Here is a 14124-nt window from a genome sequence, read left to right as displayed (position 1 = left end):
ACTCATTTGATGAAAGTTAGGCACGAAGAGCACTGCTCTGAGGTTAGACCCAACGAATAGTCATAAACAGTTGTGCTGGCGACAATAGCAAGAGTGAACCACCTGATCCCTTCCCGAACTCAGAAGTGAAACCTCTTAGCGCTGATGGTAGTGTGGAGTTATCCATGTGAGAGTAAGTCATCGCCAGCTCATTAATTCTAAATCCCCCTCCGCTTAAAGCAGAGGGGGATTTTTTTATGCTGAATATATTAGGGTGTGTTGACACTTTTAGCTTAAAAAAATAGCGAAGTAGTAAAATCAAATCGCCAAACCCAATTTTACTATTCGCTATGCCTCGTACCATGCTGACAGATCAACACTGGCAAAAGTTGAAAGTTATTCTGCGTAATTTATCCATTCACCACAACTCAAATTTACGCAATTTTATTGAAGCTATTCTCTATAGAATTAGAACAGGCTGTCCGTGGCGAGATATTCCTTGTTGTTTTGGTCATTCAAACTCTATTTTCAAACGTTTTAATCGTTGGTCAAGCAGCGGTAAGTTACTTAGATTATTCAAATTACTAGCCTCATGCCCCGATATGGAGTGGATTTTTATTGATGGCTCTCATGTACGTGCTCATCAACATTCTGCCGGCATAGCGAATCAATCTATTTCTAAAAGTGTAGGAGGAAACTCCTCAAAAATACATTTGATTGTTGATGCACATGGCAATCCTATTGATTTCATGATTACCGATGGAACCACACATGATGTTAAAGTTGCACCTGATTTAATATCAACATTAGATTTAAAAGAGACAAAAGTGGTATGTGCAGATAAAGGCTATGATTCAGAACCACTGCGTGAACAGATCAGGAAAACAGGGACTAAAGCGAATATACCAAAGAAAACAAATAGCCAATCGAACAATGACCATATGGACTGGTATTTATATAAAATCAGGCATTTAGTTGAAAATATGTTTTGTAGATTAAAGCAATTTAGAGGAATAGCTACTCGATATGACAAGCTCAAAAGAAATTATCAAAGTTCTGTTGCTTTAGCCTGTATATTTTTATGGCTACCTTTATAGGGTTAATTATGAACAGTAAATGTCAACAGACCCTAAATGTTTAGTCCCAGATTTTAATGGTGCAATATTCTCAGATAAATGGAAGGAAGCACTATGGGACAAGTTCTACACAGCAGCGCCACAACGACACAGGCAGTGCGTCGAGCAATACAAAATAGTCAAGAGAGCTTAAGAACGCTAGCCAAGCGTTACGGCATCAATCAAAAGACCGTCGCAAAATGGAAGAAACGTACTTCAGTAGATGATCTTACAACCGGCCCAAAGAATCCTCGCTCAAGCGTGTTATCGCCTGAAGATGAGGCGGCAATTGTTGCTTTTCGAAAACGCACTTTGTTGCCGCTAGACGATTGCCTTTATGCATTGCAGCCGAGTATTCCTTATCTGACACGCTCGTCGTTACACCGCTGCTTACAGCGGCATGGTATTTCACGACTGCCTGAGGTACAAGGTGATCGCCCTGTCAGGAAGCGCTTCAAGAGCTACCCCATTGGTTACTTTCATATCGACATCGCTGAGATGCAAACAGCACAGGGTAAGCTTTATCTCTTCGTTGCCATTGATCGCACTTCCAAGTTTGCGTTCACTGAATTGCATACTAAAGCCAGTAAGATGGCAGCCGCGGAGTTCATGCGCAATCTGGTTAAGGCTGTGCCCTATAGAATCCATACGGTGCTAACAGATAACGGCATCCAGTTCACGAACCGCACCTGTGATCGCTACGCCTCTGAGCACATCTTTGATCGGGTTTGTACTGAATGTGGCATTGAACATCGTCTTACCAAGGTTAAGCATCCATGGACCAATGGACAGGTCGAGAGGATGAACCGAACGATTAAAGAAGCTACTGTCAAACGGTTCCATTACGACGATCACACTCAGCTATGCATTCACCTTGCTGATTTTATTGCTGCATACAACTTCGGCCGCAGACTCAAAACACTCAGGGGCCTGACTCCCTACGAATTCATCTGCAAACAGTGGACAGATGAACCTGAACTTTTTAAAATTGATCCGATCCATCAAATGCCGGGACTAAACACCTAAATAATATAAATAAAGAATTATTAAGTGGGAAAGAAGAGAATTAGATGAAAAGAGCTGGAAATAAGCTATCTATAAGGGCCTAAATAGTAAAAAGCCAGCATTTGCTGGCTTTTATATCTTATTTGATGAAATCATTTAATTGCACACAGAAAATCTTATTAAAAGAACATGCATCATGAATTTCGCAGTTTAGGTATCGTATCTAGCTGTCGGCGTGCATGCTTTAATGCTGTTCTTAAACCTTCTTCAATAGTTGGGTGATAAAATGGTTTTTCCAAAATTTCATCGACGGTCAGTTTTTCTGAAATCATCCACGCCAGTAAATGGGCCAAATGTTCAGTAGAGTCTGTGAGTAATTCAGCACCTAGTAGCTTACGGCTGCTTTTATCCACATAAACCTCGATGGCCCCATGGTTTTTACCTAAAACTAATGCACGTCCTTGTTTGACATAAGAGACTTCGCCGATGACAAAATTGATAGGTGCACTTTGTAGTTGCTTAAAGTTTTGTCCAACCATTGCCATTTCCGGACTACTAAACACGATGCCTAAAGGCGTTAGAGTTTTGCATGATTCTATAGTGGGAAAGTTCAATGCATTTTTTACCGAAACTTTACCTTCGTGTGCGGCTTCATGTTGTAGTGGAGTATCAGTATATGCATCGCCAATGATAAAAATCGGGTAGTCTGCAAGTTGTTTGGTCTCAGAATCAACAGGTAAATGTTTTAAGTCCGTGAATGAGGTATCGATATTTTCGAGTTTAAGGGTATTTAAAAGACTACTTCGTCCTGTGGCAACCAGTAAGTAATCAACGTTGAGTGTTTTAGACTGACCATTTTCAGTAAACCTAAGTTCAACTTGATTATTTATATACTTAACCTCTGTGGGTAAAACTTCGAAGTTGATCTCAAGTTCGGTGCTAATTTCTGTTTGTGCCAACAGCTGTAATTTCGGACTGGTGAGAACACCGACTTTACGGCTGCGTGCAAACACGGTGGTCTTGACCCCAAGTCGTTGCATGGCTTGGGCAAGTTCAATCGCGATGACACCACTACCAACGACCGCTAAAGAATTGGGTAAAGCATTTAATTCAAAGATTTGATCGGAGGTGATGAGCCGATCACCGAGTTCATTCTTCCATGCTGGGTCAAAGCTAGGTGTGGAGCCTACAGCTAAAATAAAGCTTTTGGCTTGGTAGTGTTGCCCATTAACTTCGACCGTTTTTTCATCGACAAAGCGAGCACGGCCCTGTATTTTATGAGACTCAGGCCAGCTCTCTACGGTTTTAAGGGTACTATGAGTAAAGCGATCACGGAGTTTTTGTACGTGTTGCATGACCTGACTGCGGTCTATTTTTGACTCTACTTGCAATCCGACACGATCCGCATGTTGTATATCGTGCATGCGATTTGCTGTAGAAATCAGGACTTTTGATGGCATACAGCCAACACGTGCACAAGTGGTGTCCCATGGCCCATCATTAATGATTAATAGATTTTGTGTGGACTTCACGGCTTGCTGGTAGGCTGCGATACCCGCAGTTCCAGCCCCAATAATAATCAGATCATACATAAGCAAACGTTTATCTAAGCGAGACATACTCTATAGTTAACATATTCAGGGCTGTAGATGATTATATTTTGTAAAAAACGGCACTAGATGCCGTCTTCACTTTCATTTGACTTATAAGCTAGTGCCAACGCTTACCCCAACGGTAGGACGGACATTCATTGAGCTACATGCTGTCATTAAGGTACAGCAGACTACAAGCAGCAACAGTTTATTCATGGAGTAATCCTCGTTGTTTTGCCTGATTGAACAGCAGACTAGAGCGTGCACCACTCTTACAGACCATTAAAATAGGCTTGGGCAATTCATTATAATATTTAGCAAATTCGACCACGTCTGTTTCAGAAATTTTACTGCTGGTAACCGGTTGGTAAATTACGCTGACTTTGGACTGTTCCGCAATATTACGCAGTTGATCAACGCGAATGGTATTGCCTTGTTCTTGATCTGGTCGGTTGACAATGACCGACTTAAAACCTTGTTTCATCAATTGTTGAAACTTGTCTTGGGTCATTTCCCCTGAAACGCTGAGCTGTGGGCTGAGTGCTTGACTCAGGTTATTCGTTGCCGCCCACAATGCACTGCTCGTTAAAATAAGAGCAGTGCAGATGACACTTTTAAACAACCGTTTAGTCATCTAACAGGTCCATTTGCTTCGCCAGTTGGTATAAGTTGTTTGAGCGATTGCCTGTACGGCAGAACATTAAAACAGGTTTTGGTAGCTCATTGAAATGATTGGCAAAAGTGCGTACATCCATTTCTGTGATTTGCCCTGCAACCACAGGTTGATAGACATAATCGAGGCCTGCAACACGTGCTGCTTCTTCAATTTGAGCGCTGGTCGGTTGTTCTGCGCCACCTTCCATATCTGGGCGGTTATTGATCACAGATTTAAACCCTTTTTCAACCACTTGAACCAAATGTTCTGGGCCAATTTGACCTGCAAAGCCTACATTTTCGCTCATGCTGTCACTCCAAAATTAAACTAATCGAGATATGCTTTATGATAGCATTAAGCTGAAAGTTCAGCCTATGCTGTTGAAATATTTATAAGCGATTACAACCATAAAATAACGCAATGGAGCAGGTATGCACGCCTATACCGTTGAACCACTATATGTCAAAAGTGGCCAAGAGGTCATTGCTGCGGATTTTTATCGTCCGAAAACCGAAGAAAAACCAGCAGTGATTGTGATGGCCCATGGCTTGGCTGGGCTGCGCCAATTCAAACTAATCCAATTTGCGCAGCGTTTTGCACAAGCGGGTTATGCAGTCGTGTTATTTGACTACCGTTATTGGGGCGGGAGTACGGGGCGCCCAAGAGAGCTGGTGTCGATTAAAAAGCAGCTCGAAGACTGGCGCACCATGATTAACCACCTCAAAGAACGTAAGTCGATCGATAGTCGACGGATCGTGCTGTGGGGGACGGCACTCAGCGGTGGATATGTACTCGATATTGCTGCAGAGTTCAAAAATGTTCAGGCGGTGATGGCGCAAGTGCCTTTTGTCGATGGTGCTGAAAGTGCCAAGCTTTACCCGTTACAGCAACTCCCGAAAGCGTTAAAGCTGTCCAGCCAAGATTATATGGGGGGGAAAGTGGGGATGTCCCCGACCACTTTACCTGTGGTTAATCCACGAGAGTTATGTTTTTTACCGACGCAAGATGCGTATTTGGGTTATCGTTCGATTATTAATCCTGATTATTATTGGAGTGGTGAGATACCTGCCCGATTATTTTTTAATTTAATTCGTTATCGTCCGATTCAAAATGTCAGACAAATTAATATTCCTGTACTTTTCATTGCCGCCAAGCATGATAGTTTAATTCCGATTGAATCCAGTCGTGAAGCAGCTACCAATATTGCCCCTTTTGTTCAATATCATGAATGGGAGATGCAGCATTTTGATATTTATCATGCCAGTTGGTTTGAAAAAGCCATTTCGACCCAATTAGAATTCTTACATCAACATATTGGAGTCAACTAAATGATTATCGTCTGTCCGACCTGTATGGCAAAAAATCGTGTCCCTGAAGAGAAGCTGAATGCTAATCCGAGTTGTGGTCAATGCCACGCAGCGCTTTTACCTGCGGCACCGATTGAATTGAATGAGCAGAATTTTAGCCAGTTCATTAGCCATAGCGATTTGCCTGTATTTATTGATTTATGGGCAGAGTGGTGTGGTCCATGTAAAATGATGGCTCCGCACTTTGCTGAAGTGGCGAAACAAAATCCACAAGTGATTTTTGCCAAAATTAATACCGAAGAATCTCCACGATTAAGTAGTGCCTTTAATGTGCGAAGTATTCCAACCTTAGTTTTAATGAATAAAACTACTGAAATTGCTAGAATAAGCGGCGCGCTCCGTGCGCCACAATTGCAACAATGGTTAGATCAACAGTTGCAAGCCCAGTCATAACGAAAATTGGAGTCAACGTGTCAGAGATTCATGTGAAACCAGAAGGGATGTTGTCTCTTCAGACAATTGCAATGCCAGCCGATACCAACTGGAGTGGAGATGTTTTTGGTGGTTGGATTGTGTCACAAATGGATTTGGCGGGTGCAATTCACGCAGAGCGTTTTAGTAAGGGACGCTGTGCAACTATTTCAATTAATCAGATGACGTTCTTAGTTCCAGTGAAAGTCGGCGATGTCATCAGTTGTTATACCAAACTGTTAAAAGTGGGCAATACGTCTATTCAGATGGAAATTGAAGTGTGGGATAGCCATGACAGTTCACGTCCGCCTGTACGTGTGACTGAAGGTGTATTTACCTTTGTTGCAGTTGATGTCAAAGGCAATAAGCGTCAGATTCCAGCGGATGTTAAAGAAAAGTTTTTGGCGAGCCAATCCAACTAAAGCTTGAGTTGGTCTGCAAAAAAAAGCCAGTGTAATCACTGGTTTTTTTTGCTATTCCATGCAGTCCGATGGATTAAAACATAGTATTGCGGTTGGCGGACTCCGCGGGAATGCTTTGTATCACATCCCAATGTTCTACAATTTTGCCTTGTTCGACGCGGAAAATATCGACAACGGCCTCACCACGATCTTGTGCATTTTGAGTGGAATGTACATGGAGCACCACCAAATCACCTTCGGCTACGACACGCTTGATGGTGTTTTTTGCATCTGGATGTTCTTTAAAGTACTGGGTGAAGTAGTTTACAAAAGGTGCTTTGCCGTCTGCCACATAGGGATTATGTTGAATGTATTGTGTACCAATATAGCGGTCAGAATAGGTTTGAACCTGATGTTTGCTAAAAACCCCTTCATAGAAGTCCACTACAATTTTTTTATTTTGTTCGGTCAGGGCAGGGGTCGAATAGTCATTCGGCGTTGTTGAAACCAATGTATTGGCGGGATTGTGCTGTTGGCAGGCCACCAGCCCTAAAGAAAATAAGGCAGTCGCTAAAATTAGTCTTTTTTTCATTAAGTCAGCTCAAATATTCATGTTATGTAGCATGATTTTGAGCTGAGTCGAAGTAAAGATATAGTAAATTTTAGTCGCAGCTTTAGCGTAATGTTGTAAATTTTATACTTACTAAACAGTAAGTTATATTTACATTTTTACTTTTTTAATGATGCTTTGTCGAGCCATGCCCATAACATTTCACATTGAACAGGTGCTTCACCCGATTCATCCATCACTGTCACAGAAACTAAAGTTTCACCTCTGGCGGTGGTTTGCATCAACTGCTGCTGTTCTGGTGTTAAGGTGGCTGTCGCTGTCATGGCACCTTTACTTGGACGTTTAAAGTCAACGTGCATGCTTTTAATCAGAACGATGCAATGATCAGGCACATTCATCCCTGTTACAAAACCTGTTGCCGTTTCAGCAATTAAGGCCATGGCACAGGCATGCAGCTGACCAATATGGTTTTGCATGGCACGGTGATTTTCGATTTTGACTACGACTTCGCTGTGACTGACTTGCAAATAACGAATATTGGCACTGCCGACCATGAGAACTATGCGACCAAAAGCTTGACTCCATAATCGCGTACGCAACGCTTTCGGCAAGCGTGACGTGGTTTTTACAAGTTTTGATAAGCGATTGGCCTTTGGCATAGTTACCTCAAATGATCAAACAAGAGTATTAGTCTTTAAAGTTATTGAACTGTAAAGGCAGACCAAATTGTTGTTCTTTTAAAAAGGTCATTACTTGCTGTAATGTATCGCGCTTTTTATCAGTCACACGAATTTTGTCGCCTTGAATTGAAGATTGCACTTTAATGCCGCTTTCTTTAATGGCCTTGTTAATTTTTTTTGCGGTATCTGAGTCAAGTCCGTCTTTTAATTTCACCACTTGAAGTACATTTTTACCTGAAGCAGTCATTTTTTGTGGATCAAGCGCTTGAATATCGACTTTACGCTTAAAGAAATGGTTCTCTAACATGGTATACACTTGTTCACACTGGAAATCACTTTCAGTTGAGATTTTGATTTCTTTGTTTTTTTCATTGAGTTCAATCGAAACATCCTGACCACGGAAGTCGAAACGGGTTGCGATTTCCTTTTGGGTGTTCTGAACGGCATGATTTACTTCAAAAATTTCTAATTCTGAAACAATATCAAAAGATGGCATGGATTAAACCTTTACAAATGGAAAGAATATCTGAGATGCTAGGGATGTTTTCTTCATTTGCCAAGTGTTGTTTACATCAAAGGAGTGCGCAATGATCCGTAAACAAGAAATTACAACATTTGAGTTCCCAGAGGATGCGATCATCTGGGATGTACGCGATTCAAGTGCTTATGCTGAAGCACACGTGAAAGGGGCGATTAATCAGCCAATCACAGAACTTTCAGCACAAAGCCTTACTCAAGTGTCGACGGATCAACCGATTTACATTTTATGTGGTGGCGGTAGTAAAGCGCCACGTGCTGCAGAGTTACTCGAAGGTTTTGACAGTGAGCGTGAGTATGTGATTTTAATGGGGGGTACCCGTGCTGCTCGTGATGCTGGTTTAGCCTTAGAACAAAGTAATTAAGCAGAAGCAAAAAAAGCGCCGTAAGGCGCTTTTTTAATGTCTTGGAAATGTGATTTTTTCTCTATAACGCCATTCGCTGCTCTTGAGTCATAAGCAGAACTAAGACTGCGCTTTAAAATAAGGCTTTTTAGCTTTGAGCTTTTTCTGGAATCGGGTCGGACTGAGCTTTTGTAGCAATGACTCAGGAACAGGGCAGGCCTCTTTTAGTATCTGTGCCGCTAAAATTTCACTACATAAAGGGGCAAACAAAAAGCCTTTAGAACCCAAGCCAGCAAAGCTATAAATTTCAGTCTGTTCAGACATTTTTCCAAGGACTGGAAAATAGTCCAAACTTTGCGCGCGAACGGATGCACGGCCTTGCCAAGTCCTCACATCAGGAAGCGATTGTGCATAATCTGGAAAGACACTGTGGATAAGCTCGTAGTTACGCACATGGTCTTCAAGCAAAACATCGCTGTCGTCCCGATTGGGATGGAAGGATGCACCTAAAATGAACTGTTGAGCATCAAGCTGCATACAGTAGCCGCCATAGCTATAGGCTTGATCGAGGGCCAAAGGTTGTGCAGTATTCTCCACCCAACTGACTTGTCCGCGAATGGGCTTCAGCACAGGATATTGCTCAAAGAAAGCAGCCGTCTGGCGTGCACAACACACAATGACATGATCAAACTGACCTAGAGATTGGGCTTGTGCATTGAAAAGTTCATTGTGCTCTGGATGGATTTGAGTAATGTTGGCTTGTACGAACTGAATGAGCGGATGCGCTAAGATTTGATCTTTGAGCTGATGTGGTGATACAGCGCCGGCTTCAGTTAAATTTAGACTTGGATATTCAGTAATTAACGCAGAATCAGAAGCGGTTTCGGCTGTTAAAAGATCCGCAGGGTATTGTTGTTCGAGATCGAGTAAGTCTTCGGCTTTTTTCAGCGCCAGTTGATGTACTTGAATGGGGCGAAAAGCCTGAAACTTGGGATAGTGCTGTAAAGCATGTTGCCAAGCCAAGGTCATTAAATGTTCATGACTTTGTTCAATCGGACAAAGTTTGGGGTTGAGTAAGGCCAGCGGGTTGCCTGAACCTCCTGCAAGTGGCTCAGATTGGTCGTAGAGCGTGACTTGGTGCCCACGCTCAGCAAAGGCCCATGCACTACTTAAACCTGCAATCCCTGCGCCAATGATAGCAATTTGGCGTTGTTTAAAAGTGTATGCTACTTGATCAGGTTGATTTTGATTCAATACTGATTGGGTATCTACAGCATCTGATGTATTTTCAGGCTCAGCAGATAACCAGATGGCTTTGAGCATTTCGCGTTTATGCTTATAGCCACGCGGACGTGAAATAGAAATACCATGCTGTGTTAAACCACGTTTGAGCACGCCTGCGACACTAAATGAAGAAAATGTCGTTCCAATACCAGATAAGCGAACGATGTGATTCAGTACTTGCTCTTCCCATATGTCTGGGTTACAGGCAGGCGCAAAACCATCGAGGAACCATGCGTTAACGCTACTGGTTTTTACCATGCTTGGGAAAACATCGTGGGCATCGCCTAACCAAAGGTCAAGGCTAAAACGTTCCTCAGGGAAGTTCAGGCGATGACAACCCGCAATTGGGTGCGGGTACTGTGCGATCAGTTGATCGGCGATCGGTTTGAGGTCAGGCCAGACATTGAGTGCACGTATCAGATCCGTTTTAGACAGCGGAAATTTTTCAACTGAAATGGCATGAAGGTGGCTGTGGTTATTTGGGCGAACCTGTTGCCAAAGTTGCCAAAGCGCCAAGATGTTGAGCCCTGTGCCAAAGCCTGTTTCACCAACACTAAAATATTCAAAGGGCTGAAGATTGGACAGACGCTCAGGTAAATCATTGCCATTTAAAAACACATGGCGAGTTTCGAGTAGGCCATTGTCTTTGGAAAAATAGACATCGCCAAATTGTTTTGAGACTGGCACATCTATGCCATCAATCTGTTGCCACTCTAAATCGGCAGTTTGAATTGCACGCGACACAACCACAGCACCCTATTGTTTTCAATAGGGCTTAGCTTACCACTGACGACGACGTTTGGTATAAACGTAACTGGCAATTAAGAAACCCAGTAATACACCAACAGCGATGGTTGCCGCACCGTAGAGGAACATTTGCGCACTACGTTCGCTTTGTAAGACCTGAACTTGTACACCGAGGCTATCATTTTTGAGTTGAAGCTCTTGGTTTTGCGCCAAAGCATCGAGATTGGCTTTTTCCAATTGTGCAAGACGTGAAGCTTGGTCTTTGACCAATGCTTTGACTTTGGCATCTTGCAATGCTTTGTTCTTTGCCAGTTGTTCAGCGGTGAGTGGTTTGGCTTCTTGCGGTTGACCTGTTGGGCTAACTGTGGCCACCGCAGGAATGATTTTCGGTTGAGTCGTACTGCCTTGCACTTGAACAGGTGCGGCAGTCGTTGCTGGTACAGCAGGGGCTACACTTGGGGCAGGAGCGGTTTCAACGGCCCACGCCATAGAAGAAAGAAGAGATAAGCCCAATAAGCTTGTGACAACAACGCGCATGACCTTATCCTTGAGGGAATGCTTTATTAAATGGTTTAACATCAATCTGACGATAAACCCCTGCTTTTAAGAATGGCTCTTCCTGTAACCAGACATCGAGTGTTTCACGGGAGTCAAAGTCAACAATGATTGTACTGCCGTAAAAGCCTGCTTGCGGATTGCTTGGATCTTTCGGCATCGCTCCTGCAACAATTAAACGACCTTCATCATTGAGCTTTTGTAAACGAGCAAGATGTTCTGGACGTGTAGCAAGACGTTTTTCGACTGTACCTTCTTGATCGGTACATGTGACGACGAATAGCGGCATAAGAGTTCTCGATGTATATTCTGGCTAAATTACTCTTCAGAAGATTTAAAGTATTTACGCAATACAATAAACTGAATAATGATAAAGGAAAACATCACGATCATGTCACCAAAAGCCGTGAATTCTCCCCAATATTTTCCGTCCATAAATAAAAATGCGAAAAATACGTGTAAAAAAGACATGAGGGCAAACATAGCAGCCCATGCAAAGTTTAAATTTATCCAACCCGAGTCGGATAAATTGAAGATTGGGCCGAACAAGCGTTTGATCAGCGGTTTGCGTTCTTTGCCAAAATAAGGAGAAAGTAAGAAAGCGCCTGAGAAAATAATATTCAGTAAGGCCGCTTTGAGTTTGATGTAAAAGTCATCCGACAGCATTAAGGTGACACCGCCGAAAATAACCGTCATAAACAACACAATCCACTGTTGTTTGTCTAAACGGAACTTTTGCATGAAGAACAGTGCGCCGTAAACTACTAGCATCGAAATAATCAAACCTGTGGTCGCTACAAGAATATTATTATTATCGACACCCCCAGCAGAACCAATCAATTGGAGCAATGGGTGATCAGTATTTTTAGGATCTACAGTTTTATATAAATAAAAGAAAATTATCAGCGGCACAAAGTCTAAAAGTGCTTTCATGTTAGAGTATCTAAATCTGTTCAAATAAATAGCTAGTATAAGTGATGGAAGGCGTAGATTTACATACTCACAGCAATATTTCTGATGGTACTTTCACACCGAAGCAATTGGTTGATGCTGCCGCGGAAAAAGGCATCCACACCTTGGCTTTGACAGACCATGACACCATGGATGGTCTTGCGTTGGCAGAGTCGGCTGCAAAGTCGCATGCGATGCGTATTATTTCGGGGGTAGAAATTTCGAGTCAGTGGTCGAGACCCTCAACCCAGAAAAACTATGGTGTACATGTGGTTGCATTGAATATGCAAGACTTAGAACCACTGCAAAAATGCCTTGAACAGCAAAAACAAATCCGTGCGCGACGGGCTAAGCAAATCTGTGATTTGTTGATTCCACTGATTGGTGAAGATATTTATCTCGATGTTTTGGCGAAAGTTGAACAGATGCCTGACCGTGTGACTCGAACGCATATTGCCAAGACCTTGGTTGAAAAAAAGTATGTGAGTCGTGCGCAACAAGCGTTTGATAAATATATTAAGGAAGGTAAGAAAGCCTACGTGAAATTTGATGGGCTGGGCTTAGAAGAAACCATTCAAGTGATTCATGCCAGTGGTGGTTTTGCAGTATTGGCGCATCCGACACGTTATGACTTATCTGCTACGAACATTCGTTATCTGATTGAAATATTTGCGCAGTTTGGTGGGGATGCGGTTGAATTGCCGCCCAATGTCGAACCGACATCTACCCGTCAAATGGTGGATCGGATTATTGCCGAGCATGGTTTAAAAGTATCGATCGGGAGTGACTTTCATGGTGACAATATGCCGTGGATTAAGTTGGGCAATATTCCCAGAGTCAAAGACGGGCAAGTGGGGATTTGGGAAAGTTTTATCTAACGAGTACAGGTCATTCCCACCTTCTCTATGAGCTATGTAGCCTAAGAGAAGGTAAGCATGAGCCCGATTAAAGTAAGTTATTGTCTTGTGCTTGAATGGGTGGTGGGGTAGGTTTACCTAAAGTCCCAAGCAGTTCAATTTCGATGGTACGTACCATCGAGTCCAGCGGTAAGTCATTACTTTGCGTTCCGAAAGGTTCTTCAATTTCCGAACTCAAAGCATCGAGTCCTAAGAAAGTATAGGCCAATACACCAACCAAGAGTGGGGTAAAAATACCCAAGGTTGAACCTAAGCTAAACGGTAAAATGAGACAGAAAAAATACACCGTACGATTGAGTAGTACTGAGTAGGCAAAAGGTAGCGGCGTTGTCGCAATACGGTCACAACCAGTTTGCACCACACTCAAGTCAGCAACGTGCTGATTCAGCTGCGCATAGACAATGTCACTAATTTCACCTTCTTTTAATGCCTGCATCAACTCCCACTGAATCAGACTGAGTGTATACTGTGGGGCATTGGCTTGTTGATACAGCTGAGTCAGTGCATTTTGACTTAGGCCACTGGTTTCCACCAGTTCCGTAGGATTGGCTGTTTGATGGCGTAAACGGTCACGCAAGACATTGGCAAAGACAATCACATGTTGAATCACACGTTCACGACGACCTTGGGTCAAGATACGACAGTCACGGTCAAAGTGACGTGAATTGGCAATTAAAATACCCCATAGCTTCCGTGCTTCCCACCAACGGTCATAGCAGGCACTATTTTTAAAGCCGAGGAAAATGGAAAGTACCACCCCAATGAGAGTGAAGCCGACCAAGGGCAGTTCAGGGAAGTGGAAATAGCCGACATAGGACAAAATGCCAATAATGGCAGAGACCAACATGACCACACCCAAAGGGGGTAAAACTTTGGGAAGAATGGTGCCACGCCATGAAAAAAGCACCTTAAAAATACTTGGCTGATCACGCACAATCATGTGATTAGAATTCTTTTAAAATTTTGCTTGATCTTCATATTTGTCGCGGTATTTGTCAATCATTTGTCTGCAT

General features: G+C 42.8%; 17 protein-coding genes, 1 rRNA gene and 1 pseudogene. 8 read left to right on the top strand and 11 right to left on the bottom strand.

From position 1 onward, the window contains the following. Positions 1–74 precede the first annotated feature (74 nt). From rrf to AC4CVD_RS14560, 3 genes and pseudogenes are all read left to right on the top strand, one after another. Positions 75–189: ribosomal RNA gene (gene rrf, locus AC4CVD_RS14570) — 5S ribosomal RNA — on the top strand. Positions 190–329: 140 nt separating this feature from the next. Next, positions 330–1095 (top strand): annotated as a pseudogene (locus AC4CVD_RS14565) (IS5-like element ISAba31 family transposase). A 74-nt stretch (positions 1096–1169) separates the two neighbouring features. Continuing rightward, on the top strand, positions 1170–2120 hold the full coding sequence (locus tag AC4CVD_RS14560) for an IS481 family transposase (protein ID WP_006582413.1): 951 nt from the start codon (positions 1170–1172) through the stop codon (positions 2118–2120). A 173-nt stretch (positions 2121–2293) separates the two neighbouring features. On the opposite strand, the gene AC4CVD_RS14555 is transcribed toward AC4CVD_RS14560, so the two are convergent. From AC4CVD_RS14555 to AC4CVD_RS14545, 3 genes are all read right to left on the bottom strand, one after another. After that, complete coding sequence (locus tag AC4CVD_RS14555) at positions 2294–3691, bottom strand: dihydrolipoyl dehydrogenase (protein ID WP_171355089.1); 1398 nt, start codon at positions 3689–3691, stop codon at positions 2294–2296. 208 nt (positions 3692–3899) lie between these two features. Further along, positions 3900–4325 carry a protein tyrosine phosphatase family protein gene (locus AC4CVD_RS14550; RefSeq protein WP_490753367.1) on the bottom strand — a complete coding sequence of 142 codons (426 nt, stop codon included), beginning with the start codon at positions 4323–4325 and terminating at the stop codon, positions 3900–3902. Beyond that, entirely contained in the window at positions 4318–4653 is a 336-nt protein-coding gene (locus tag AC4CVD_RS14545) for a protein tyrosine phosphatase family protein (protein ID WP_125274947.1), read from the bottom strand. Before AC4CVD_RS14545 ends, AC4CVD_RS14550 begins: the two co-directional genes overlap by 8 nt. Before the next feature lie 124 nt (positions 4654–4777). Here AC4CVD_RS14545 and AC4CVD_RS14540 point away from each other — a divergent pair, with 124 nt between their 5' ends. From AC4CVD_RS14540 to AC4CVD_RS14530, 3 genes are read left to right on the top strand one after another with little or no spacing between them, the layout of a single operon-like run. Beyond that, complete coding sequence (locus AC4CVD_RS14540; RefSeq protein WP_010327559.1) at positions 4778–5674, top strand: alpha/beta hydrolase; 897 nt, start codon at positions 4778–4780, stop codon at positions 5672–5674. Continuing rightward, positions 5675–6106 (top strand): thioredoxin TrxC, encoded by a 432-nt coding sequence (gene trxC / locus AC4CVD_RS14535; protein ID WP_201952554.1) that lies wholly within the window; start codon positions 5675–5677, stop codon positions 6104–6106. It begins immediately after the preceding gene. Between the two features lie 17 nt (positions 6107–6123). Next, positions 6124–6546, top strand: a complete 423-nt coding sequence (locus tag AC4CVD_RS14530; RefSeq protein WP_004697616.1) for an acyl-CoA thioesterase — start codon at positions 6124–6126, stop codon at positions 6544–6546. Between the two features lie 73 nt (positions 6547–6619). Here the strand turns inward: AC4CVD_RS14530 and AC4CVD_RS14525 are convergent, their stop codons facing one another. The 3 genes from AC4CVD_RS14525 to AC4CVD_RS14515 form a co-directional block, all read right to left on the bottom strand. Then, positions 6620–7117, bottom strand: a complete 498-nt coding sequence (locus AC4CVD_RS14525) for a nuclear transport factor 2 family protein (protein WP_078425652.1) — start codon at positions 7115–7117, stop codon at positions 6620–6622. A 137-nt stretch (positions 7118–7254) separates the two neighbouring features. Continuing rightward, a complete protein-coding gene (locus tag AC4CVD_RS14520) occupies positions 7255–7755 on the bottom strand; it encodes a DUF4442 domain-containing protein (RefSeq protein WP_490753366.1) in 501 nt (166 codons plus the stop codon). A gap of 28 nt (positions 7756–7783) precedes the next feature. Continuing rightward, entirely contained in the window at positions 7784–8272 is a 489-nt protein-coding gene (locus AC4CVD_RS14515) for a YajQ family cyclic di-GMP-binding protein (protein ID WP_004697619.1), read from the bottom strand. Between the two features lie 91 nt (positions 8273–8363). On the opposite strand from AC4CVD_RS14515, the gene AC4CVD_RS14510 reads away from it, so the two are divergent. Beyond that, complete coding sequence (locus tag AC4CVD_RS14510) at positions 8364–8678, top strand: rhodanese-like domain-containing protein (protein ID WP_004697620.1); 315 nt, start codon at positions 8364–8366, stop codon at positions 8676–8678. Between the two features lie 99 nt (positions 8679–8777). Here the strand turns inward: AC4CVD_RS14510 and mnmC are convergent, their stop codons facing one another. The 4 genes from mnmC to AC4CVD_RS14490 are packed head-to-tail and all read right to left on the bottom strand — an operon-like array spanning position 8778 to position 12176. Then, positions 8778–10691: a bifunctional tRNA (5-methylaminomethyl-2-thiouridine)(34)-methyltransferase MnmC2/FAD-dependent 5-carboxymethylaminomethyl-2-thiouridine(34) oxidoreductase MnmC1 gene (gene mnmC, locus AC4CVD_RS14505; RefSeq protein ID WP_431189402.1), complete on the bottom strand. Its 1914-nt coding sequence runs from the start codon at positions 10689–10691 to the stop codon at positions 8778–8780. 30 nt (positions 10692–10721) lie between these two features. After that, positions 10722–11225, bottom strand: coding sequence for an SH3 domain-containing protein (locus AC4CVD_RS14500; protein ID WP_078390225.1), 504 nt, complete (start codon positions 11223–11225; stop codon positions 10722–10724). Positions 11226–11229: 4 nt separating this feature from the next. Next, on the bottom strand, positions 11230–11532 hold the full coding sequence (locus tag AC4CVD_RS14495; protein ID WP_279678817.1) for a YciI family protein: 303 nt from the start codon (positions 11530–11532) through the stop codon (positions 11230–11232). 29 nt (positions 11533–11561) lie between these two features. Then, positions 11562–12176: a septation protein IspZ gene (locus tag AC4CVD_RS14490; RefSeq protein ID WP_078390224.1), complete on the bottom strand. Its 615-nt coding sequence runs from the start codon at positions 12174–12176 to the stop codon at positions 11562–11564. A 44-nt stretch (positions 12177–12220) separates the two neighbouring features. On the opposite strand from AC4CVD_RS14490, the gene AC4CVD_RS14485 reads away from it, so the two are divergent. Continuing rightward, entirely contained in the window at positions 12221–13072 is an 852-nt protein-coding gene (locus AC4CVD_RS14485; RefSeq protein WP_490753365.1) for a PHP domain-containing protein, read from the top strand. Between the two features lie 67 nt (positions 13073–13139). Here the strand turns inward: AC4CVD_RS14485 and AC4CVD_RS14480 are convergent, their stop codons facing one another. Continuing rightward, positions 13140–14051: a bestrophin family protein gene (locus AC4CVD_RS14480; protein WP_004983451.1), complete on the bottom strand. Its 912-nt coding sequence runs from the start codon at positions 14049–14051 to the stop codon at positions 13140–13142. Positions 14052–14124: the final 73 nt, after the last annotated feature.

The organism is Acinetobacter sp. LipI_23, from assembly GCF_058243045.1.
This window is presented reverse-complemented; position numbering and strand designations above follow the sequence as displayed.

Coding starts and splice junctions, on each gene's coding strand:
- trxC (WP_201952554.1), top strand. CDS start 5,675: ATGATTATCGTCTGTCCGACCTGTATGGCAAAAAATCGTGTCCCTGAA.
- AC4CVD_RS14515 (WP_004697619.1), bottom strand. CDS start 8,272: ATGCCATCTTTTGATATTGTTTCAGAATTAGAAATTTTTGAAGTAAAT.
- AC4CVD_RS14560 (WP_006582413.1), top strand. CDS start 1,170: ATGGGACAAGTTCTACACAGCAGCGCCACAACGACACAGGCAGTGCGT.
- AC4CVD_RS14510 (WP_004697620.1), top strand. CDS start 8,364: ATGATCCGTAAACAAGAAATTACAACATTTGAGTTCCCAGAGGATGCG.
- AC4CVD_RS14550 (WP_490753367.1), bottom strand. CDS start 4,325: ATGACTAAACGGTTGTTTAAAAGTGTCATCTGCACTGCTCTTATTTTA.
- AC4CVD_RS14540 (WP_010327559.1), top strand. CDS start 4,778: ATGCACGCCTATACCGTTGAACCACTATATGTCAAAAGTGGCCAAGAG.
- AC4CVD_RS14490 (WP_078390224.1), bottom strand. CDS start 12,176: ATGAAAGCACTTTTAGACTTTGTGCCGCTGATAATTTTCTTTTATTTA.
- AC4CVD_RS14545 (WP_125274947.1), bottom strand. CDS start 4,653: ATGAGCGAAAATGTAGGCTTTGCAGGTCAAATTGGCCCAGAACATTTG.
- AC4CVD_RS14500 (WP_078390225.1), bottom strand. CDS start 11,225: ATGCGCGTTGTTGTCACAAGCTTATTGGGCTTATCTCTTCTTTCTTCT.
- AC4CVD_RS14520 (WP_490753366.1), bottom strand. CDS start 7,755: ATGCCAAAGGCCAATCGCTTATCAAAACTTGTAAAAACCACGTCACGC.
- AC4CVD_RS14555 (WP_171355089.1), bottom strand. CDS start 3,691: ATGTATGATCTGATTATTATTGGGGCTGGAACTGCGGGTATCGCAGCC.
- AC4CVD_RS14495 (WP_279678817.1), bottom strand. CDS start 11,532: ATGCCGCTATTCGTCGTCACATGTACCGATCAAGAAGGTACAGTCGAA.
- AC4CVD_RS14485 (WP_490753365.1), top strand. CDS start 12,221: ATGGAAGGCGTAGATTTACATACTCACAGCAATATTTCTGATGGTACT.
- AC4CVD_RS14525 (WP_078425652.1), bottom strand. CDS start 7,117: ATGAAAAAAAGACTAATTTTAGCGACTGCCTTATTTTCTTTAGGGCTG.
- AC4CVD_RS14480 (WP_004983451.1), bottom strand. CDS start 14,051: ATGATTGTGCGTGATCAGCCAAGTATTTTTAAGGTGCTTTTTTCATGG.